Origin of the sequence: Thalassotalea nanhaiensis, from assembly GCF_031583575.1 — a bacterium.
Classification (GTDB): Bacteria; Pseudomonadota; Gammaproteobacteria; order Enterobacterales; family Alteromonadaceae; genus Thalassotalea_A; species Thalassotalea_A nanhaiensis.
In genome coordinates, this window is record NZ_CP134146.1 from 1,177,756 (window position 1) to 1,199,315 (window position 21,560).

At 40.2% G+C, this 21,560-nt stretch carries 19 protein-coding genes; 6 read left to right on the top strand and 13 right to left on the bottom strand.

Annotation, left to right across the window (positions count from 1 at the left end):
* Positions 1-105 precede the first annotated feature (105 nt).
* On the top strand, positions 106-582 hold the full coding sequence (gene sixA, locus RI845_RS05360) for a phosphohistidine phosphatase SixA (protein WP_348388718.1): 477 nt from the start codon (positions 106-108) through the stop codon (positions 580-582).
* 44 nt (positions 583-626) lie between these two features.
* On the opposite strand, the gene smrB is transcribed toward sixA, so the two are convergent.
* Entirely contained in the window at positions 627-1,178 is a 552-nt protein-coding gene (gene smrB / locus RI845_RS05365; protein WP_348388719.1) for an endonuclease SmrB, read from the bottom strand.
* A gap of 54 nt (positions 1,179-1,232) precedes the next feature.
* On the opposite strand from smrB, the gene prmB reads away from it, so the two are divergent.
* The 5 genes from prmB to RI845_RS05390 all read left to right on the top strand — a co-directional run bounded on the left by prmB (position 1,233) and on the right by RI845_RS05390 (position 10,271).
* The gene (gene prmB / locus RI845_RS05370) at positions 1,233-2,168 is read left to right on the top strand and encodes a 50S ribosomal protein L3 N(5)-glutamine methyltransferase (protein WP_348388720.1); all 936 of its coding nucleotides are present in this window, start codon (positions 1,233-1,235) and stop codon (positions 2,166-2,168) included.
* A 3-nt stretch (positions 2,169-2,171) separates the two neighbouring features.
* Positions 2,172-3,260 (top strand): chorismate synthase, encoded by a 1,089-nt coding sequence (aroC, locus tag RI845_RS05375; protein WP_348388721.1) that lies wholly within the window; start codon positions 2,172-2,174, stop codon positions 3,258-3,260.
* 145 nt (positions 3,261-3,405) lie between these two features.
* Positions 3,406-5,844: a DUF748 domain-containing protein gene (locus RI845_RS05380; protein ID WP_348388722.1), complete on the top strand. Its 2,439-nt coding sequence runs from the start codon at positions 3,406-3,408 to the stop codon at positions 5,842-5,844.
* A 226-nt stretch (positions 5,845-6,070) separates the two neighbouring features.
* A complete protein-coding gene (locus RI845_RS05385) occupies positions 6,071-9,196 on the top strand; it encodes an efflux RND transporter permease subunit (RefSeq protein ID WP_348388723.1) in 3,126 nt (1,041 codons plus the stop codon).
* 10 nt (positions 9,197-9,206) lie between these two features.
* Entirely contained in the window at positions 9,207-10,271 is a 1,065-nt protein-coding gene (locus RI845_RS05390; RefSeq protein ID WP_348388724.1) for an efflux RND transporter periplasmic adaptor subunit, read from the top strand.
* Positions 10,272-10,341: 70 nt separating this feature from the next.
* Here RI845_RS05390 and lipA read toward each other — a convergent pair whose 3' ends face one another.
* The 12 genes from lipA to holA form a co-directional block, all read right to left on the bottom strand.
* Complete coding sequence (gene lipA, locus RI845_RS05395; protein ID WP_348388725.1) at positions 10,342-11,325, bottom strand: lipoyl synthase; 984 nt, start codon at positions 11,323-11,325, stop codon at positions 10,342-10,344.
* A 5-nt stretch (positions 11,326-11,330) separates the two neighbouring features.
* Entirely contained in the window at positions 11,331-11,972 is a 642-nt protein-coding gene (lipB, locus tag RI845_RS05400) for a lipoyl(octanoyl) transferase LipB (RefSeq protein WP_348388726.1), read from the bottom strand.
* Positions 11,973-12,117: 145 nt separating this feature from the next.
* Entirely contained in the window at positions 12,118-12,381 is a 264-nt protein-coding gene (gene ybeD, locus RI845_RS05405; RefSeq protein ID WP_348388727.1) for a DUF493 family protein YbeD, read from the bottom strand.
* 52 nt (positions 12,382-12,433) lie between these two features.
* Positions 12,434-13,282, bottom strand: coding sequence for a D-amino-acid transaminase (dat, locus tag RI845_RS05410; RefSeq protein WP_348388728.1), 849 nt, complete (start codon positions 13,280-13,282; stop codon positions 12,434-12,436).
* 146 nt (positions 13,283-13,428) lie between these two features.
* Positions 13,429-14,592 carry a serine hydrolase gene (locus tag RI845_RS05415; RefSeq protein ID WP_348389506.1) on the bottom strand — a complete coding sequence of 388 codons (1,164 nt, stop codon included), beginning with the start codon at positions 14,590-14,592 and terminating at the stop codon, positions 13,429-13,431.
* A gap of 152 nt (positions 14,593-14,744) precedes the next feature.
* Complete coding sequence (locus RI845_RS05420; RefSeq protein WP_348388729.1) at positions 14,745-15,557, bottom strand: septal ring lytic transglycosylase RlpA family protein; 813 nt, start codon at positions 15,555-15,557, stop codon at positions 14,745-14,747.
* A gap of 273 nt (positions 15,558-15,830) precedes the next feature.
* Positions 15,831-16,946: a rod shape-determining protein RodA gene (gene rodA, locus RI845_RS05425; protein ID WP_348388730.1), complete on the bottom strand. Its 1,116-nt coding sequence runs from the start codon at positions 16,944-16,946 to the stop codon at positions 15,831-15,833.
* Between the two features lie 32 nt (positions 16,947-16,978).
* Positions 16,979-18,922, bottom strand: coding sequence for a penicillin-binding protein 2 (mrdA, locus tag RI845_RS05430; RefSeq protein ID WP_348388731.1), 1,944 nt, complete (start codon positions 18,920-18,922; stop codon positions 16,979-16,981).
* 6 nt (positions 18,923-18,928) lie between these two features.
* Positions 18,929-19,399 carry a 23S rRNA (pseudouridine(1915)-N(3))-methyltransferase RlmH gene (rlmH, locus tag RI845_RS05435; protein WP_348388732.1) on the bottom strand — a complete coding sequence of 157 codons (471 nt, stop codon included), beginning with the start codon at positions 19,397-19,399 and terminating at the stop codon, positions 18,929-18,931.
* Between the two features lie 6 nt (positions 19,400-19,405).
* A complete protein-coding gene (rsfS, locus tag RI845_RS05440) occupies positions 19,406-19,729 on the bottom strand; it encodes a ribosome silencing factor (protein WP_348388733.1) in 324 nt (107 codons plus the stop codon).
* Positions 19,730-19,859: 130 nt separating this feature from the next.
* Positions 19,860-20,513, bottom strand: a complete 654-nt coding sequence (nadD, locus tag RI845_RS05445; protein ID WP_348388734.1) for a nicotinate-nucleotide adenylyltransferase — start codon at positions 20,511-20,513, stop codon at positions 19,860-19,862.
* The gene (gene holA, locus RI845_RS05450) at positions 20,497-21,555 is read right to left on the bottom strand and encodes a DNA polymerase III subunit delta (protein ID WP_348388735.1); all 1,059 of its coding nucleotides are present in this window, start codon (positions 21,553-21,555) and stop codon (positions 20,497-20,499) included. The genes nadD and holA overlap by 17 nt, the downstream gene beginning before the upstream one ends.
* Between the last annotated feature and the right edge of the window lie 5 nt (positions 21,556-21,560).

Here is a 21,560-nt window from a genome sequence, read left to right on the forward strand (position 1 = left end):
TTCTTTATTATTGTCGAAAATTAAGCCAATGCTAATGCGATACACTTTAAAAGTGACCGTCAATAGTATGAGAAGAACACAGTCCCTGACTGAATTGGTATTACAATGAACATATTTATCATGCGCCACGGCGACGCCGATACTAAAGTCCATATCGACGATCAAAGACCTTTAACTGAGCAAGGTATATTGGAAGTTAAAGTGATGGCTAAGTGGCTAGCAAATGAGAATGTTGAGTTTGACGCGGTATTTGTAAGCCCATACCTAAGAGCACAACAGTCAGCGCAAACATTAACAACAGAACTAAATGCCAGCGCGGTTTTACATACCTTAGACTTGATCACTCCTGCTGGCTCTGCGAGTGAAGTGCATGACTACTTAGATGGCACTATAGCGCTTGAGCGCTATAACAATATACTGATTGTCTCGCACATGCCTTTGGTAAGTTATTTACTTGCAGAAATGTCATTTGAGAAAAGCGCGCCAATTTTTTCTACCGCGGCCATCGCCCAAATTGACTATAATACTAAATTAATGGCAGGACATATTGTAAATCATGTATGTCCAGGGGACTTTTGCTAACGTTCATAACAAAAAGTCCAATAAAATATTGGACTCCTTTAGCTTTACGATTTACAAAATAAATCATCTTTTAAATCAATTAATACCAACAAGGCGCCATCACCACCATACTCAAGAGGTGCTTGATGAAATGCCATTACATCCGGGTGTTGCACCAACCAATGCGGTACTTTTGTTTTTAAAACTCGATTACCAATACCATGAATAATACAAGCGCAATTTACATGTTGCTTTATACATGCGGCTAACAGGGCGGCAATTTCTTGTTTTGATTCCTGCTGCTTTAAACCGTGTAAATCCAGGATGAGCTCAGGGGTATATTCACCTCTACGTAAAAGCTTTGCTTCAAAAGCGTCTACACCTTCTTTTACGTATTTCATCGGGCCTTTTGTTTCTAAATTTGGCTCAAATTCATCGGAAAAGAAAAACTGCTGTTTTTCGAACTCTTTTTTTTGCTTTTGTTGTATACTTTTCTTCTTGCTGACAAGAGTTTGCGGGTGTATTGTGTCCTGCTTAATAGGCTTTACTTTGCCTATCGCCTCTTTAAATATATTTTTTTCGTTCTCATTGAGAGCATCTTTGAATTTCATTGCCATAGTGTAAATTATTTAAAGTTTAAATAACACTGAATAACCCTTTAGGAGCCAACATTGCTTGAGTTAAATATTGATGAAGTCACCACTGACTTACACACCATAGCCGATTTTTTAAGGTGGGGAGTGAGTCGATTTAATGAGGCCGATCTTTATTACGGACACGGTAGCGATAATGCTTGGGATGAAGTTGTTAATTTAACGCTATTTGCATTGCATCTACCGGGCAATATGGACAATGCAATAATGCAAACTCGCCTCACCAAAACAGAAAAGATTGAGGTGATAAATTTAATTTTACGCCGTATTGATGAACGCATTCCTGCAGCTTATTTAACTAACCTAGCGTATTTTGCCGGTTTGCCTTTTTACGTAGATGAGCGTGTACTTGTACCTCGTTCGCCTATTGGCGAATTAATTGAAAATAAATTTAGCGACCAAATTACAGCAGTACCTGCGCGTATCCTAGATTTGTGCACGGGCAGTGGCTGTATTGCTATCGCATGTGCCTATGCATTTCCTGAAGCCGAAGTTGATGCGCTAGACTTATCTGACGATGCATTAGAGGTGGCAAGCTTAAATATTCATAACCATGAATTAAATGAACAAGTTATTCCGATTAAATCTGACGTTTTCTCTGGTGTTCCTGGTGGAAAATATGATTTGATAGTAACCAACCCTCCCTATGTAGATGCCGAAGACATCGGTGATATGCCTGATGAATTTCATCATGAGCCAGAAATGGGCTTAGGTTGCGGAGATGACGGTTTAGATATTGTCCGCACAATACTGGCACAGGCCAGTGAGCATTTATCTGATGAAGGTGTATTAATCTGTGAAGTAGGTAACTCAATGCTTCATGTTTCTGCAGAATATCCTGAAGTAGATTTTACTTGGATTGATTTTGAACACGGTGGTTTAGGTGTGTTTAAATTGACCCAACAACAATTATTACAACACAAAGAATTATTTGAACAAAAGGCGAAGAAGTAAATTATGGCTGGTAATACAATTGGAAAACTATTTACCGTAACAACATTCGGCGAAAGTCACGGCTTGGCTTTAGGAGCCATTGTAGATGGTTGCCCTCCGGGCATTGAGCTTTGTGAAGCTGATTTACAACTTGATCTTGACCGTCGTAAACCTGGTACGTCTCGTTATACCACTGCACGTAAAGAAGCCGATGTGGTTAAAATCCTTTCGGGTGTTTTTGAAGGTAAAACAACCGGTACGCCAATTGGGTTAATGATTGAAAACACCGATCAACGTTCAAAAGATTATGGCGAAATATCGCAAATGTTCCGTCCGGGACACGCAGATTATACTTATTGGCAAAAGCATGGCATTAGAGATTACCGTGGTGGTGGTCGTTCATCTGCTCGTGAAACCGCAATGCGCGTAGCCGCTGGCTCAATCGCTAAAAAATACCTAAATCAAAAACTGGGCATGGAAATTAAAGGCTGTGTTAGCCAAATCGGTGATATTTATGCTGATGTTTATGACTGGAATGAAGTTGAGAATAATCCATTCTTCTTCCCTGATGTAGATAAGATCGATGCGTTAGATGAACTTATCCGTGGCATATTAAGAGAAAAAGACTCTATTGGTGCAGCTGTAAAAGTGGTTGCTACTAATGTACCAGTTGGTTTAGGTGAACCGGTATTCGATAGATTAGATGCAGAGCTTGCTCATTCCTTAATGAGTATCAACGCGGTTAAAGGTATTGAAATTGGTGATGGCTTTGCCTGTGTAAATCAAAAAGGCTCAGAGCATCGTGATGAAATGACGCCGAACGGGTTTTTATCAAACTCAGCTGGTGGTGTGTTAGGTGGTATTTCTTCAGGACAAGACATAGTTGCTAATATCGCCTTGAAACCAACATCGAGCATTGGCGTAAGTGGCAAAACTATAAATGTTAAAGGTGAGCCCGCAGATATTATAACTCGCGGTCGTCATGATCCTTGTGTTGGTATCCGCGCCGTACCAATTGCTGAAGCTATGATGGCAATAACGATCATGGATCATTACTTACGTCATATCGCTCAAAATGGTGATGTTAATTGCCCAACGCCGATTATTGAATAAGCATAGAAAAATTAATACGCCAATTTAATTAGTATTGGTATAAAGCCACAAAAGATTTGCATGTTTCATGCGGTTTTTGTGGCTTTTTGCTTTCTATGTTCTATAACAATAAGAATAAAACGAATAACAATAGAAAAGCCTTCATATGATGCCTCGCAGTAAATACCTGATAAGTACAATTTTAGTTGTCGTCATTTTCTTAAGTGCGCTGCCTGAAGTCGCTCGTTATTATGTGATCAATAAAATTACTCAACAAGGGTTTGATAATGTAACCATCGAAGATGTCGATTTAAACTTGTTTACCGGCACCTTGCAAATAGAGAATGTGAGGGTAGAGGTTAACAACGAAGAGAAGCTGGTCATTGGCTTAATGCGGGCTGATTATCGTTGGCAGGGTATATTTAGTGGTGGTATCGCCACTGAACTTATTGAAATTCAAGACACGACATTGGCCGTTATTGAAGACGATGATGGCAACTTTGAAGTGGTGATCCCGATAGTGGCTAACGAGCAAAGTCCAACCGGTGGTCAGACCCAAATCGAACCAGAGCAAACGTTGGCAGTCCCAAATTTAGATGTTGATTTAGTGCGCTTGGCGAATATCGACGTGAATATCCAACTCAAACAATTTACTGGTCGTTATAATATTCGTCAGTTTACATTAACAAGAGTATCGACCTGGCATGATTATCCTGCCGAACTAACCCTTGATTCTCGACTGAACAATACAGAAATAAGCGCTAAACTTACCGCGCAACCACTTGCTACTACGCCGTCTGTACAAGGCGATATCGACATCAAAAATATTCAATATGGCGATTTTCAGAAACTGGCGAATATATATTTACCTTACCCAATCGATACGCTGCAAGGTATGACTGATGTTGAACTTTATTTGGATGGCATTCGCGATAAGGATAATAACCTGATCTTTAATTTTAATGGTGATTTAGTAAGCAAAAAATTGCACCTCAGTAGTAAGCAATTAGCGGTTAATTTACAAAATCTATCATCAAATTTTGACGCTAAACTGCAACTATTAAAAGACACGACGTTAGTATCAGGAACACTAAACAGCGAAATAGAAGATCTCACCATTGTGGATGAGGCATCTGATCATCTACTCATTGGCTTTGAGCACTTAACATCTACCAACCTGACGATCACCGACGAATTATCAGTCAGTGTTGAACAACTCGGTTTTTCTGAGCTGTCCTGGTTTAATAGCGTCGTTAAACAAGAACAAAAACAAGCACAAACACAAAAATCAAATAACCAGGCCAAAGTTAAGAGCAGCAACAATCTCGATACACTCATTATTGACAATGCTCAGCTCGGCAACTCCTTTAACCGCTTAACGTTAGATAAGATACAACTTGCCGGTTTGCAAACCTCATTACAGTTAAATGAGCAAAATGAGCTAAGCTGGTTGCAAACCATTAACCAAGTACAGGCACGCTTTTTTCCTACAAACCAAAGCCTTCAGACAAACCAAACTGAGGAAATAAACGCTGATACGACAATTACGCCAACGGTTGAACCCGTTAAAATAAACAATAAAGAAGACTCAAACATCGAGTTTGTGTACGGTGTAAGTACTGTTTCTTTAACTTCGCCCGCCCACATTAATCTGATCAAAACGTTGAAAAGCCAACCCCATAAGATTCAATTAGATATTAAAAAATTGGCACTTACAGAATTGACCAATCAACTAAAACCAAAAGAAAGCCATTTTGAGTTACATACAACCTTAAATAAGCACGCAAGCATTTCAGTAGAAGGTAGCGGCTATTTAACTCAGTCGCCTATAGATTTGTCATTAAACGGGCAAATAGAAGACATGTCATTTGTTACGTTATCGCCATTTATAGAGTCGTTCGCCGGCTACCAATTTACTCGTGGACAATTTGATCACAAATTTGAATTGCAGTTACATCAAAACACAATAGAAATGAGTAATGAATTACAGATCAGGAAACTACAGGTTAAGGATATTGATGAAAGCAAAGTTGTATCAACGTTGCCAATTCCTATGGCCATTAGTGTGTTGGAAGATAACAAGGGCGTCATCGATATTGATATTCCAGTTAAAGGCAATTTAGATGATGCCAATGTAAATGTGAATTCTATTCTGCAAAAATCGATCACTCAAGCGGTGAAGAAAGGCTCTATAGGTTTTTTAAAATATGCGTTACAACCTTATGGGGCGGTGTTCATCGCGGCTGAATACCTTGTCGATGCCTCTAATCAAATAGCTTTTGATGATATGACGTTTACCGTTAACAGCGCACATTTAGAAGTAACACAATTAGATTATGCCAATAAGCTGATCGCGGTATTAACAAAGCGTGATGAAATAGATTTGCATCTATGCGGAGTGAGTAACAAAGCAGATAAGGCTGAATTAATAATTGAATATCAAGGGGAGCAATTAGACGCGCAATTGGCGGAATTGGCAAAACAAAGGGCTGTATCTTTAAAAAGTTACATGTCTGAACAGGGCATTACCAATAAACGCTTATTTTTATGTAAAGCAAAGTATCAAGAAGATGGTACATCTGGCGTGACTATTTCAATGGATTAATAGCCTGAACAGTGCAGTGACTATGTAAATAGATTAGCTCATCAGCAATTAGCTTCTAATTTTTTTGCAATGTCCGGTTTTATGTCAAAATGTGTCAGGTTATTGCAAACTATTTCTGCTCGGTAATTCACCGCAAAAAGCCTTCAGTTAAACTTATCCAATTATCATAAATTCTCATTGTTGTTAATGTCTTGTTAATAAATTTGGCATCAACAGGTTAATAATAATGAAACTCACCTCTAATGCATTACACTCTCCTGCGGCAGTCGCCGTAGCTGTCGCGTTAATTTTATTAGTTGGATTACTCAGCTTAAACAAATTGCCTGTACAATTATTCCCTGATATTGAAAACCCTCGAATTGCCATACAAACCTCATGGCGTGCAGCGTCCCCACAAGAAATAGAATCGGAAATCCTTGAGCCACAAGAGCAGGTTCTTCGTGGTATTCCTGGCTTGCAATCGATGAATGCATTTGCCAATAGGGGAAGCGCGTTTATCAATCTTGAGTTTGGTATCGACACTAATATGCAGCAAACATTGATGGAAGTGATCAGTCGCATGACTCGGGTTCAGTCTCAACCTCGTGATGCAACCCCTCCTCGAGTGATGCTTGGTGGCTTTGGTGGTGGAAATCCAGCGTTAACGTTTTTCTTTTTACAAGCGTTGCCTGGTAATGAACAAGATATAGATAACTATATCGACTTTGCTGAAGACTCCATTCGTCCAAGAATTGAAGCCATTGAAGGCGTTGCTAGTGTACAAATGTTCAATGGTGAAAACCGAGAAGAATTACAAATTCGCTTCGACCCAATTAAAGCTGCTGAATTTGGGATTGAAATTCCAGAGCTTATTGCGTTAGTTTCAGGCACTAATGATATTTCAGGCGGCTTTATTGATGTCGGTCGCAGGCAATATACCTTACGCTTTAATGGTAAATATGAAGTGGAAGAGCTGTCACAACTTATCCTTGAATCTCGTAATGGGCGTAATATTCGTTTAGCTGATATCGCCACCGTGCAGGTAAGTCGAGCTGATAAGGAAGGCATTGCCGTTCAAAATGGTAATCCAGCTTTCTCAATGCGTATTGATCGAGTAAGCGGTGCCAATGTATTAGACACGTTAAATCGAGTTAAAGCGGAAGTGGAGTTAATAAATAGCGAACTTCTAGCAGAAAAAAAATTAGTGATGATCCAATCGTTTGATGCCTCGGTATTTATATATCGGGCAATAAATTTGGTCACCAGTAATTTGTTTGTCGGTGCGGTTTTATCTCTATTAGTGTTATGGTTTTTTATCCGAAGAGCCCGGGCAACGTTTATTATCGCTACGGCAATTCCTATCAGCTTATTAAGTACCTTCATCGTATTACAACTTACAGGTAGATCGCTTAATGTTATTTCATTAGCCGGATTAGCCTTTGCTGTGGGGATGGTACTGGATGCAGCCATTGTTGTGCTGGAAAATATTTTACGAATGCGTGATAAAGGCTTAAATCGACATGACAGTGCTGAGCAAGGCGCTAAACAGGTTTGGGGAGCATTGCTCGCATCTACAGCAACTACCGTCGCAATATTCTTGCCGGTATTCTTTTTAAAAGATATCGAAGGGCAACTGTTTGGAGACTTAGCCTTAACAATAGCTATCGCCGTCTCGGTGTCGTTAATTGTCGCCGTTGTACTACTTCCGGTATTGGCTAAATACTACATAAAAGAATTACCCAAAAAAGATCCTAATCAAGCCATTTGGCAAGGTATAACCGCTTGGGTGGTTAAGATAACATCCAGCAGTAAAAAACGCTTGGCCGTTTCATCAAGCCTCTTGCTAATTCCGGTGATTATTACTGTGTTAGCAGTCCCCAGTTTAGATTATTTACCACCAGTAAAGCGAGATGCGGTCGATGCTAATTTGCAGTTTCCTCCAGGCGCTAACTTACAAACTATTGAGCGTGAAGTCGTAAACCCAATTGTTGAACGATTAAAGCCTTATATGAATGGCGAAAAGCAGCCCGCACTGAAAAATTATTATCTGTTTTCAGGACCTTTTGGTGGAAATTTAGGGGTAAGGGCTAAAGACCAGTCTCAGGTAGAAGAGCTATTAAAAGTTGTTCGCGAAGAAGTATTAGTCGATTTACCGGACACTCGTGCGTTCGCTAGGCAAGGAAACTTATTTGGCGGCTTTGGCGGTGGTAGACAAGTGCAAATACATTTACAAAGCCGAGATACACAAGCATTACAAAGCGCTGCTCGCCAAGGCATAGAATGGGTAAATAATGCCATTGAAGGTGCTAATGTTCGGGCTAACCCAAGCCCTGAAATGGCAGCACCAGAATTAAGGTTGATGCCGAAAGACAGAAATATTCTTGAACAAGGTTGGTCGCGCCGTGATGTTGGCCGAGTGATAAGGACCTTGGGTGATGGTGTTTATGCAGGCGAGTATTTTAATGGCAGCAAACGGATGAATATCATTGTTCGCTCTGAAGGTTGGGATGACCCTGACAATTTGGGCGATGTTCCCGTTGTCACCGGGGCTGGCAATATTACTCAGTTATCAGAGTTAGTTACTATTCAGCGCACCGTTGGCCCGAGTCGTTTAACCCGTATTGATGGTAATCGAACCATTACATTGAATGTGAATCCGCCGCAAGGTTGGTCGCTGGAAGAAACGATTGCGGTGTTAAAAAATGACGTCGAACCACAATTAAAAGCGGTATTACCTGCCGACAGCTCAATTGTTTACGGTGGCAGTGCCGACCAATTAGAAAAAGCCATTACTGTGATGAGTGAAAATTTCTTATTCGCATTGGTGATCTTATTCTTATTGATGGCTGCTTTATTCCGCTCTGTTAAAGACAGCGCTTTGGTTATCATTACCATTCCACTGGCGACGGTTGGTGGCATCCTGGCATTAAGATTACTTAATCTATTTGTCTTTCAACCGCTTGATCTGTTAACCATGATAGGCTTTGTGATCTTGCTTGGTCTGGTGGTTAACAATGCCATATTGTTAGTGCATCAAACTCGCTTGGCACAGGTTCAAGGAATGAGTAGACCAAGTGCCGTACATCAAGCCTTAACATTAAGGTTACGCCCCATTTTTATGAGTACTGCCACAAGCTTCTTTGGCATGCTGCCTCTATTGTTACTTCCTGGAGCCGGTAGTGTTATTTACCGTGGTTTAGCTGCTGTAATCGTCGGTGGTTTAGCCGTAAGTACACTGTTTACCATTATCTTGCTGCCTTGTTTGCTACTTCTGCAACGCAGTGATTTTGGCTTTAGAAAACCTTCACCTAGCCCTACAGCAACTAACCCTGAGTTAACTGCTTTGACAATTGAACCACAAGCAAAAGTTTAAGGAAAAAATAATGAACAAATATTTATTAACCCTAGTTTCTATTAGTTTCTTTGTTACAAGCAATGCTATTGCGGCAGAAAGTGAAGGGCAACTTGTCAGTATTGAAAGGGCTAAAACGGAACAAGTGCAAGCTCGAGTTTGGTTGCCAGGTAACGTAGTGAGTCGAATGAATGCTACTATTTCTGCAGAACAAACTGGCCAACTATTGTCGATTGTTGATATTGGCAGCGAAGTTAAACAAGGGGATATCATTGCCCGAATCGATAACCGTAATTTGAAATTATTGATGGCTAGGCAACAGGCTCAATCGAAACAATATCAAGCCAATGTCGACTATTTAACTAAACAAAAACAGCGATTATTAAAACTGAGTGAGACAAATAATACTGCATTAAGTGAACTTGAACGTACTGAGAAAGATTTGGCTGTCGCCCAAAATGAAGTAGTAGCTAAACAAATGGAAGTAAAACAAACTCAATTAGCCATTACGAAAACAGAGGTTAAAGCACCATTTTCAGGGTTTATCAGCGAGCGCTTTGCCTATGTTGGTGAATTGATTGCCGTTGGCCGACCTTTGGTGGCGTTGATTGATCCTAACGATCTTGATATTACGGTTGCTGCGCCTATTTCAATAGCCCCGTTTCTAGAGGCTGGCGCCAAAATGCAGGTGAAATGGCAACAGCAGCTTATCGAGCTGCCGATCAGAACATGGAGCCGTGCGGGGGAGCAATCATCTCGTACCTTTAATGTTAGATTAGCCGCAACCAATTTAGCATTATTATCTGGTACAGCGGTGAGTGTATCGCTGCCGAAACAAAATTTGGCTGAAGTATTAATGGTCCCTCGGGATGCGTTGTTACTTAGAGAATCAGATACGTTTGTATTAACGGTTAACGAAGAGTTAGTTGCCAAAAAGGTAAACGTAACCGTAGGACAAGGTGAAGGGCATTGGGTATCAGTAATTGGCGATATTTCTGCTGGTGATACGGTTATTGTACGTGGTGGAGAACGCTTACAAGATGGTCAAGCTGTACGCATTGACGAGCAAACTATAGAGCTGGCGAAACTTAATTAGCTTTGTAAACGGTTAATAAAAAAAGGCGCTAAATTAGCGCCTTCATTTTAACAAATCGAAATTCGTTATCTTATTTAACTTCTTCACCAGCAGCTTGTTTGTCAGCATGGTAAGAGCTGCGAACCAAAGGACCACATGCCGCGTGTTCAAAGCCCATTGCTTCAGCTTCACGTTTGAACATATCAAAGTCATCCGGGTGTACATAACGCTCAACCGGTAAATGATGTTTACTTGGTTGTAAGTATTGACCAATGGTCAGCATGGTCACGCCATGGGCGCGTAAGTCACGCATTACTTCTAATATTTCTTCGTTGGTTTCACCAAGGCCAACCATTAACCCTGATTTAGTTGGAATAGTTGGATTTGCTTCACCAAACTTTTTCAATAAATCTAATGACCACTGATAGTTAGCACCTGGACGAGCTTTCGTATAAAGGCGAGGCGCAGTTTCTAAGTTGTGGTTAAACACGTCTGGCGGTGTTGCATTTAAAATGTCTAATGCACGGTCCATACGACCACGAAAATCAGGCACTAGAATCTCTACTTTCGTATGTGGTGCATGCTCGGCTATTTCGCTAATACAGTCAGCAAATTGCTGTGCGCCACCATCGCGCAAATCATCACGATCGACAGACGTTATAACCACGTATTTTAATCGCATGTCTTTTAGTGTTAGTGCAAGTTTTTTAGGCTCTTCTTTATCTGCCGCTAATGGACGACCGTGACCAACATCACAAAATGGACAACGACGGGTACAAATATCACCTAAGATCATGAAGGTGGCAGTACCATGATTAAAACATTCAGACAGGTTAGGGCAAGACGCTTCTTCACAAACAGAGTGCAATCCGTGTTTTCTTAACGACGACTTAATGTGATCTATTTTATCACTTGAGCGTGGTAATTTAATGCGTAACCAATCAGGTTTGCGCAACATAGACTCACGCTCTGAAGGCACAACCTTAATTGGGATGTGCTGCATTTTGTCGGCATCACGCATTTTTGTGCCAGGGGCAACGCGTGTTGATTTCACTTTTTCTGTTGTTTCTGTCATGACGATTATAAACCTGTCTTATAGCTAACTGTGTCAGCATTTAATAATTGCTGTAATTGCTCAACTAACACGTTACCTGTTTCGGTAACGTTATCTGGACCATTCAAGTCAATGGTTTGGATCATTTCTAAGCCCGCATAACCACACGGGTTTATACGTAAAAACGGCGACAAATCCATATTTACATTAATCGCTAAACCATGAAATGAGCAGCCCTTACGAACTCGCAAACCTAATGAAGCAATTTTTTTACCGTCAACATATACACCTGGTGCGTCAGGTTTTGCTGCTGCATCAATATTATATTGTGCCAGCGCGTTAACAATGCCGTTTTCTATTAATGTTACCAACTCTCGAACGCCCATTTTACGACGACGTAAGTTAATCATAAAGTAGATCACTTGTTGACCCGGGCCGTGATACGTTACCTGTCCGCCCCTATCAACTTTTACTACCGGAATATCGCCCGGCATTAGTAAGTGTTCTTCTTTACCCGCTTGACCTTGGGTAAATACAGGAGGGTGCTCAACTAGCCAAAGTTCATCATCAACAGTGTCATCACGAGTATCAGTAAAGTCTTGCATTGCATGCCAAACTTTTTCGTAATCCATGCTATTTAATTGGCGAATAACCAGTGGGTAGCTCAAGTGTTTATCTCTTTATGAACGTTTGTAATTTAAGTGGCGCCATTATAGCCATATTAAGCAAAAAATCCACAATAACCACAGCATCTACAGCGTGGTTATTGGTGGATTTGTAAACTTTTCAATATGACAAGAATGTCAAACATGATCAAAGCACGTAGCGCACTTCTTCAATTGCAGATAATTCTTTGTAAAGTTTCTCAATATGCGCTTGGCTAGTCACTTTAATAGGAATTGAAACTGAGTGATAGTTGCCTTTGCTGCTTGGTTTAATCGTAGGTACGTAATCTGCAGGCGTATCTTTTTGTAAGACAGCAATGATTAAGTCCGGTAGATTAGGCACAGCAACGCCCATAATTTTAAAATTTAGTACACAAGGAAATTCAAGTAGTTCATTGAATTTGGTTTTCATACAGCTCTCTTTAAACGTTTATATCAACATCAATATAAAAATATCAATGCTGCTAATTAATTAGGGTCTTTTTAAATGCTTGAAACTCACTATGGAGTACATTAGCAACAGGGCCAACTTGGCCTGAGCCGATTATTTTACCATCAATTTGGGTGATAGGTGAAATTTCTCTTGAAGAAGACGAGATCCATACCTCATCAGCGGATAATAAGTCATCAACAGTGATGTTTTCTTGGTGTACTTTTAGGCCAGACTCTTCTGCAAGTTCAATGATAACATCACGGGTGATGCCACCTAAAATCAATTGGTTTTGTGGTGGCGTATACACTTCTCTAAATTTGACCATAAATACATTCGATGTAGAGCCTTCTGTCACAAGGTTGTCTCGATGTAGAATTGCTTCATCACAACCTAGTTGCTGCGCTTTATTACGCAGCATAATATTGCCTAACAGCGCAATGGATTTGATATCACAATGTTGCCAACGAATATCTTCAAGTAAGGTTGCGCTCGCGGTTTCTATTGATTCTTCATTGACCAGCAAAGGTGAGGCTAACAGCATGACTGTAGGCGTCATCACCTCATCAATAACTTGGTTTCGATCGTTACTTACACCGCGAGTTACTTGTAGATAAATGGATAAATGGCCGCCGCCGTTGCGCTCTATAAGCGTACGAATGATGTTCTTCCATTCAATATCTGAGTGAGGGTTTATGATGTTTAATTGTTTGAGACAATAAGATAAGCGATCAAGGTGTTGCTTTAAACGAAAAGGCGTTGAGTTGTATACAGGTATGACTTCATAAATGCCATCAGCAAACAAAAAGCCTCGGTCTAGGACCGAGATTTTTGCGTCTTTCTTGGCGAGTAATTCACCATTTAAATAAACGATGTCTGTCATATTTTAAGTTTATAGCGCCATACTTATCAAGTTCAAGGTCATTCCTGCGAAGGCAGGAATCCATAAGGAACCAGATCCTGAAACAAGTTCAGGAAGTATGTATGGATTTAATCCCTGAACCTATTTCCGGATATCTTAGTAACTATTTATAGAAACTGCAGTTTCACATAATCAACTAAGCGGCTGAACATACTGCCTTCATTAACTTCTTGTAAAGTAACTAACGGGTATTCGCCAACGTCTTCACCATTTAGTTGTAAAAATACCTTACCAACAACAGTACCTTTAGCTAATGGTGCTTCTAATTGTTGATCTAACTTGAAATTTGCTTCTAGATTTTTACGTTGTCCACGAGGAATTGTAATCGAGGTGTCCGTTAAAATACCTAAGTCTACTTCTTTAATGTCACCCATCCAAACTCGGTTGGTCGCAAAGCTTTCACCGGCTTTATAAGGGGTGATTGTTTCAAAGAAACGGAAACCATAGTTTAGTAATTTTTTACTTTCAATTTTACGAGCTTGTTCGCTTTTGGCGCCCATAACTACGGTAACTAAACGCATATTGCCTTTGGTTGCGCTGGTAACTAAATTAAATCCAGCTTTTGAATGATGACCAGTTTTCAAACCGTCAACATTCATGCTCTTATCCCATAATAGGCTATTACGGTTGTATTGCTTAATGTTGTTAAAGGTAAAAGATTTTTGCTTATAAATGGCATATTCATCAGGTACGTCGTTTATTAACGCACTGGCAAGAGTTGCCATATCACGTGGTGTAGAGAAATGTTCAGTACCACTTAAGCCGTGTGAGTTTTGAAAGTTACTGCCTAACATCCCAAGTTGTTGGGCATGAGCGTTCATTAAATCAGCAAAGGCACTTTCGCTTCCGGCAATATGCTCTGACATAGCAACACAAGCATCGTTACCAGAGGCAACAATAATGCCTTGATTTAGTAACTTAACTGAGACTTCCGTACCTACTTCAATAAACATCTTTGATGAGTCAGGGAAGTTTTTTGCCCATGCGTTTTCACTGATGGTTACTAAGTCATCATTGGCAATATTACCAGCTTCAATTTCTTTACCAATAATATAGCTTGTCATCATTTTTGTAAGAGATGCAGGCTCTAATTGGATGTCGGCATTGCCTTCGGCAATGACTTTTCCGGTAGCATGATCTAATAGAATGTAACCTTCAGCATTGATTTGTGGAGCTGCTGGAATAATTGTTGTCGCAGAAGCGGTGAAAGCTGATGTCGCGAGTACAAGACCGCTAAATATGTTTATAAGTTTACGTGCTGAGTTGGTCATCATTTACCTGTAAGATTCTATATCTTTAGTTATAATTCTTTGTTGCTATCGCCCTGAAATAAACTTTCTCGGGCAAAAAATTGCTGGTTAGTATAACAACATTCTACGTTAATATAAGCGCCCGTGAGCGTTTTTATTCGGCTATTTATCGTTTATTTAGGCGATTTTAACGGGTACGCTTCCGGATACCCTTGGTTTTGTATATTCGCGAGTAATAGTTTTGCCTCATTGGCATTCTTTATTGGTCCCACTTGTACCCTAAAAAGTTCATTTTTTTCTGACAATTTTACTGGAACCTGCAATAAAAACTGTATGCCTTTGGCGGTATTATTGGCTAAAAGCTTATCGCGAGTCACCATTACATGAATATACGGTTTAAACGATGTCGATACAGCTTTTGCAACTGCTGTTGTATTAGACGTTTTGTTTGACTTACGAACCGGTTTGGCCTTGGGCTGAGGCTTAGCCGTATTTAATGTATTGGGCGTTGAAGATATTGCTTCAAGTGGAGGCAACCGTTCAATAGTATTTGTCGCTATAACATCGTTTGAATAAACTGGCTTGGTAAATTTGGCGATATTAGACTTAGTGATCGCCTCAATACGCACTTTAGCAGTACCTTTACTAAGCATCCCCAACTTGTAAGCCGCACTATAGGATAAATCAATTAACCTATCCTGATGAAACGGCCCGCGATCATTCACTCGTACAATTACTGATTTGTTATTCGCCAAATTGGTTACTTGCATATACGTGGGTAAGGGCAGTGACTTATGAGCTGCGCTAAATGCGTACATATCATACACTTCCCCATTCGAGGTTAAATGGCCATGAAACTTTTTACCATACCAAGAGGCGGTGCCCGTAGCTTTATAACCTTCTGCGGTTTTTAACACCGTATAAGGCTTGCCAAACACTTGGTAGTTTTTATTACCACCACGACTTGGGGCAACGACTTGAGGCACGGGTTCTTTTAATTCACTATCGGTCGGCAGACGCGTAGGAATACTGTCGTATTTCTGAGAATATCGGGAATTACTCTCACACGCGATGAGAGAGAAAAGGATGAATATAAGGAAAATAGATTTAGCTAACGGCACAATTGATATCTTTTTTATTATTTTAAATAAGCTTTGTAGCGCTTATTTTTACAACGATTAGTGTAGTAATTTCTAACAATAGACTCAACCATTTTTATCGTTAATTATAAGGCTATATCTACACTCAATAATATTTTGCTAAGAAATCAAACGCCTATGGGTACTAATCGCCATAATAACACCAAAACCAGCCATCAAGGTAACCATCGATGTACCGCCGTAACTGACTAAGGGCAGTGGTACCCCCACTACAGGCAGCAATCCTGATACCATACCAATGTTTACAAACACATAGACAAAAAAGGTAAGCGTTAAGCTGCCTGCCAGTAGCTTGGTAAATGCCTCTTGCGCATTAAATGCGATCCACAACCCACGCATAACAATTAATAAGTAAATTAGTAATAAACCGACAACACCGATTAAGCCAAATTCTTCGCTAAATACGGCAAAGATAAAATCTGTGTGTCGTTCAGGTAAAAATTCTAATTGCGACTGTGTACCTTGAAGCCAGCCTTTTCCTGAAATGCCGCCTGAGCCAATGGCAATTTTAGACTGAATGATATGATAACCAGAGCCGAGTGGATCCTGCTCTGGATTTAAAAACGTTAATACCCGTTGTTTCTGGTAATCACGCATCAAAAACATCCATAAAATGGGCATGAATGCTGAAACAAAGCCGGCACTAATACCTATTAGCTTCCAACTAGCGCCTGCTAAAAATAAAACGAAAATGCCGGAACTGGCAATCAATAACGAAGTACCCAGGTCTGGTTGTTTCGCGATCATCAATGTAGGGACCATTACCAATACAAAGGCAAATAATATGTGTCTTGTTTTCGCGGGAAGATCATAACGACTGATAAACCATGCGACGGTCATTGGTACCACAAGCTTCATAATTTCAGACGGTTGAAACTTCATAAAGCCTAAATCTAACCAGCGCTGTGCTCCTTTACCAACATGACCAAAGAGCAATACTGCAAGCAGCATTAATAGCCCTAATATGAATACAATTACTGCCCAGCGTTGATACACCGATGGTGGAATTTGCGCGACAACAAACATAACGCCTAAACCGATGCCCAGTCGTATAACCTGTCGTATGACTAAATCTGTATCTTGACCACCGGCACTGTAGATAACACATAAACCAACACTCATCAGTAACAAAAGCACGAACAAAAGCGGCAAATCAATATGGATTCGCTCGAGTAAGGTTTTCTTTTTCGCTTCGTCTTTTCCTACATAGCGCATGTTTTATTATTCTCTACAGCTTTTATCTGAGTTTATTTAAGGTTGGCAACAAGCTTTTTATTGGCAAAGTATTGATCCATGATTTGCCTTGCAACAGGGCCAGCATTCGAGCCACCACCACCAACAGCAACATTTTCAATCGCTATCGCGACTACAATTTCAGGTGCACTAAACGGTGCAAAGGCAATAAACATGGCATTATCACGTTTATCTTCTGAAATCTTGGTTGCATCATAATCGGTATCTTGTGCTCGCCCGACAACCTCACCTGTACCTGATTTCCCGGCAGCGTCGTATTTGGTGCCTAAAAATGCGCGGTAGCCCGTGCCGGCAGGTTTTCTAACTGTTTTATGCATAGCCTCTAAAATAATATCCCAACTGTCAGGGTTATTTAATTCTATCGGCGGTTTTTCATTTATTTCAAATGGGATAATTTCTTTCGTTAATGCTGTGGTTCGAGTAACGTCACCTGAGTCATCAAAATTTACTTCAGCAGTAAATGGTGATGTTTGATGTATCGCGGCCAAAAAGTGCGGCTCTTTAACTTCACCCTTATTCACCAATATTGATGTCGCTTGGGCCAATTGTAATGGTGTCACTGTCCAATAGCCCTGACCGATACCAATGTTTACTGTATCACCGTGATACCATGGCTGATTATACCGAGCGCGTTTCCAACCTCTACTTGGCATTATTGCGTCGCTTTCTTCATGAATGTCGATACCGGTAGATTCACCAAAACCAAACTTTGCCATGGTTTCGGAAATTTTATCGATACCGAGTTTATATGACAGATCGTAAAAAAACGTATTACAAGAGCGCATTACCGCTTCTTCTAGAGTCACCCAACCATGGCCCCATTTTAAATGGTCACGATATTTTCGTTTACCGTTTTTAAGTTTGAAAAAACCAGGATCCCAAATTTTAGACGAGGTGGTGATCATATTATTTTCTAAACCGGCTAAGCCTAAAAATGGTTTTATTGTTGATGCTGGTGGGTAGGTGCCTTTTGTCGCCCGGTTTATTAATGGTCGGTTACGGTTTTGCAGTTTTTTATAGTTTTTTGACGAAATGCCGTGTACAAACAAATTACCGTCATAACTTGGGTTTGAATAAAACGCTAACACGCCACCATCTCTAGGGTCTATTGCAACCACAGCGCCACGTTTTCCAGATAATGCTCGTTTAGCAATCATCTGTAATTCAATATCCAGGCTTAAGGTAATATCACTGCCTGAGATAGGCGGCGTAAAACTGAGGGTGCGTAAAATTCGACCTTGGTTGTTTACTTCAACTTCCTGATGGCCCATGGTGCCATGTAAGATATCTTCGTAATAGCGCTCTAAGCCCAATTTACCGATGTCACGCGTGGCTTTATAATCTTCCGACTTGCCTTGCTCGTCCAGATTAATTAAATCTTTGCGGTTAATTTTGGCAACATAGCCTAAAGAATGAGTGGTTAAATCGCCAAAAGGGTAATAGCGCTTTAATCGCGCTTCGATAATAACCCCTGGAAATAAGTGTTGGCTAACCGATATTTTCGCTACTTGTTCATCATTCAATCGAGAAATCAATTCAATAGGTTTGAAACGACGTTTGTAACGCATTGCCTCTAAAAACTTTACTTTTTGCTCTTCAGAAATTTCAACAATGCTACCAAGTAACTCAAGGGTTTTATTGATGTCTTTAACTTGCTCTGGGATAACTTCTAATGAATAAACCGGTTTGTTTTCAGCTAACAATACGCCATTTCGGTCGTAAATCAGCCCGCGATTAGGCGCTACTGGCAATAGTTTAATGCGGTTTTTATTTGATCTTGTTTGATACTTTTCAAACGAGTTCACTTCTAACTCGTATAAATTATTGAATAAAATCAGCAGCATAACCAATACACCTAAGAAGGTAATAAAGGCTCTACGGGCGAATAGGTTTGCCTCTGCACTGTGGTTTCTAATTGATACGTGTTTGATAGCCACTAACCCTTACTCACGATGATAAGGGTGGTTATTGTTGATACTCCAAGCACGGTACAAACTTTCTGCGATCATAATTCTTACCATAGGGTGTGGTAAGGTTAGAGCAGATAAAGACCACTTTTGTTCCGACGCTTTTATACAAGCGGGTGCTAAACCTTCAGGACCACCTACTAGCAAGGATACATCGCGGCCATCCATTTGCCATTTTTCCAGCTCTTTCGCCAGTTGGGGAGTTGTCCAGGGCTTACCTTCTACTTCTAAGGTAACGATGCGATTGCCTTTTGGAATAGCTGCTAGGGTCTGTTCGCCTTCTTTTTCTAAAATGCGAGCTATGTCAGCATTTTTGCCGCGCTTACCCGGAGTGATTTCGATTAAATCAAAGCTTAAATCACGAGGAAATCGACGAGAGTATTCGGCAAAACCTTGGGCAATCCAACTCGGCATTTTATTGCCTACGGCAATGAGGGTAAGGCGCATAGGATGTTATTCGTCAGTCCAAAGTTTTTCAATTTGGTAAAGGTCGCGAGTGTCATCAGTCATTACGTGCACAATTACATCACCTAAGTCGATCAGTGCCCATTCACCAACATCAGTACCTTCGATACCAATTGGCTTCATGTTTTCAGCTTTCATTGCCGTGTTTAGGTTTTCAGCAATTGATTTTACATGTCTTGACGAGTTACCAGAACAAATCATCATATAGTCTGTAAAACTGGCTTTTTCTGCGACGTTGAGAGTAATAATATCTCGGGCTTTAATGTCTTCTAGTTGTTCTTGTACAAATTCAACTAATTGTTCTGCTTGCAAAGTGTTTTCCTTAAGGATCTATAGCATTTATGGCTAAATGCAAAAATAACGGTTGCCAATTCAGGCGAAGTACTTATCAATTGTGCCTATTCTAACCCGAAGTGAGAAAAGTTAACAGAGGCCCCGAAAATTAACGATAAAGTTTATGATTCTCAATAAATTGAGCCACATCTGGTGATAAAAACTCGGCGCAATTTTCATTTTTACTGAGCTTTTCACGAATTAATGTAGATGAAATATCGACTTGGCAAGTTTCTAGTAATAAAATTTTGCCAGCGTTTTGTTGTTTCACCACATTAATGTTGTCGGTAATTCGAACTTGGATACCTTCATCGAGCAATTTGCTTAAGCAATAACCCGGCCGTGTTGCGACGACAAAATGACAAAGTGTTAGCAACTCTTGTATCTGGTACCAGCTAGGTAATGAAATTAATGAGTCGGTGCCGATAAAAAAATATAGCTTGGCATTAGGATGCAGCCGCTTTAACTCTTTAATTGAATCTATGGTATATGATGTTGAAGACCGATTTAATTCTCGTTGATCTAAGCTAAACAGTGGATGTGTTTGGCACACTAATTCAACCATTTCTTTACGTTGTTTGGTATTTGCAATGGTAGATGTCTTATGCGGGGGAATATGCGCAGGTACAAGTAGTACTTGATTTAAGCCGAGTTGTTTGGCGATGTCTTCACTGGGTTTTATGTGCCCTAAATGAATAGGGTCAAAGGTGCCGCCAAAAATGCCAATATGCTCTTGGCCTTTCATGCTAGGAGGAATACTCATAATCAAGTGACAGATGTTTGGTAACATCACCATAATATAACGTTAGGCACACATCAGATAATAAAATAAAATCGTCAAAATCACTGCTGGTTTTGCTGATCAAGTCGGTTTTAGCCAATCGCATTTTAGCCCGTTTAATATTGGCTAAGCTGATGTTGTTAAGCGCATGGTTATATAAGGGTTTTTTCTTATCCCAAATGCGTAACTCTTTAAACAGGGCATCACGACTTTCACCATTAGCCTGACGAGTCAGCATCATTTCAATTTGCAATATTTCTTTATGCACTATCCAAACAAGTTGTGCCAACACGACACCTTCATGTTTCATTTGGGTAAGCATGTTATTGCATTGCTCTAACTGACCACTAAGCAGAGCATCGGTTAACTGAAATGGGCTAAATTTTGACTGTTTGATCAACAGCTGTTCTAAGTCTTCGCGGCGAATGAATTGTTGATCAAATAAAAGCGTAAGTTTTTGCAGTTCTTGCGCTAACGCAGGGGTATTACCGATGAAAAAATCGCTCAGTAATATTTGTGCTTGCGAGTCCATGTTTAGCTTTAATTGTCGGCATTGGTTATTAAGCCAAATGCTCAAGCTTTTGCCTTCAAGATCATAAAGAGGAATATAACAGCCAATTTTATCTAGCGATTTGAACCACTTTTTCTTAACCGATGATGCATCAAGTTTGGGGCCGTGCAAAATTAATAACACATCACTTTGGCCTTGACTGGCAATGAATTCGCCAATGTCAGCGAGGGTTTTTACTGCGCTGTCATCAAGCTTATTATTAACTAAATCGATTTCAATAATGCGCTTTTCAGCAAATAGACTTAACGATTGAAACTCATTATATACTTGGTTCCAATCAAATTTATCATCGTTACTAAAACGAATTAATTCATCATAGCCTTGGTTTTTAGCGCTGAGTTTAATGTTATCTAGGGCATCATTTTTTTGCCAAGGTTCATCCCCAAACACTAACCAGACATCCAGTAATTGTTTCTGCAGCTGATTAGCAAGTTGGTTATGATAAATGCGCATATTCG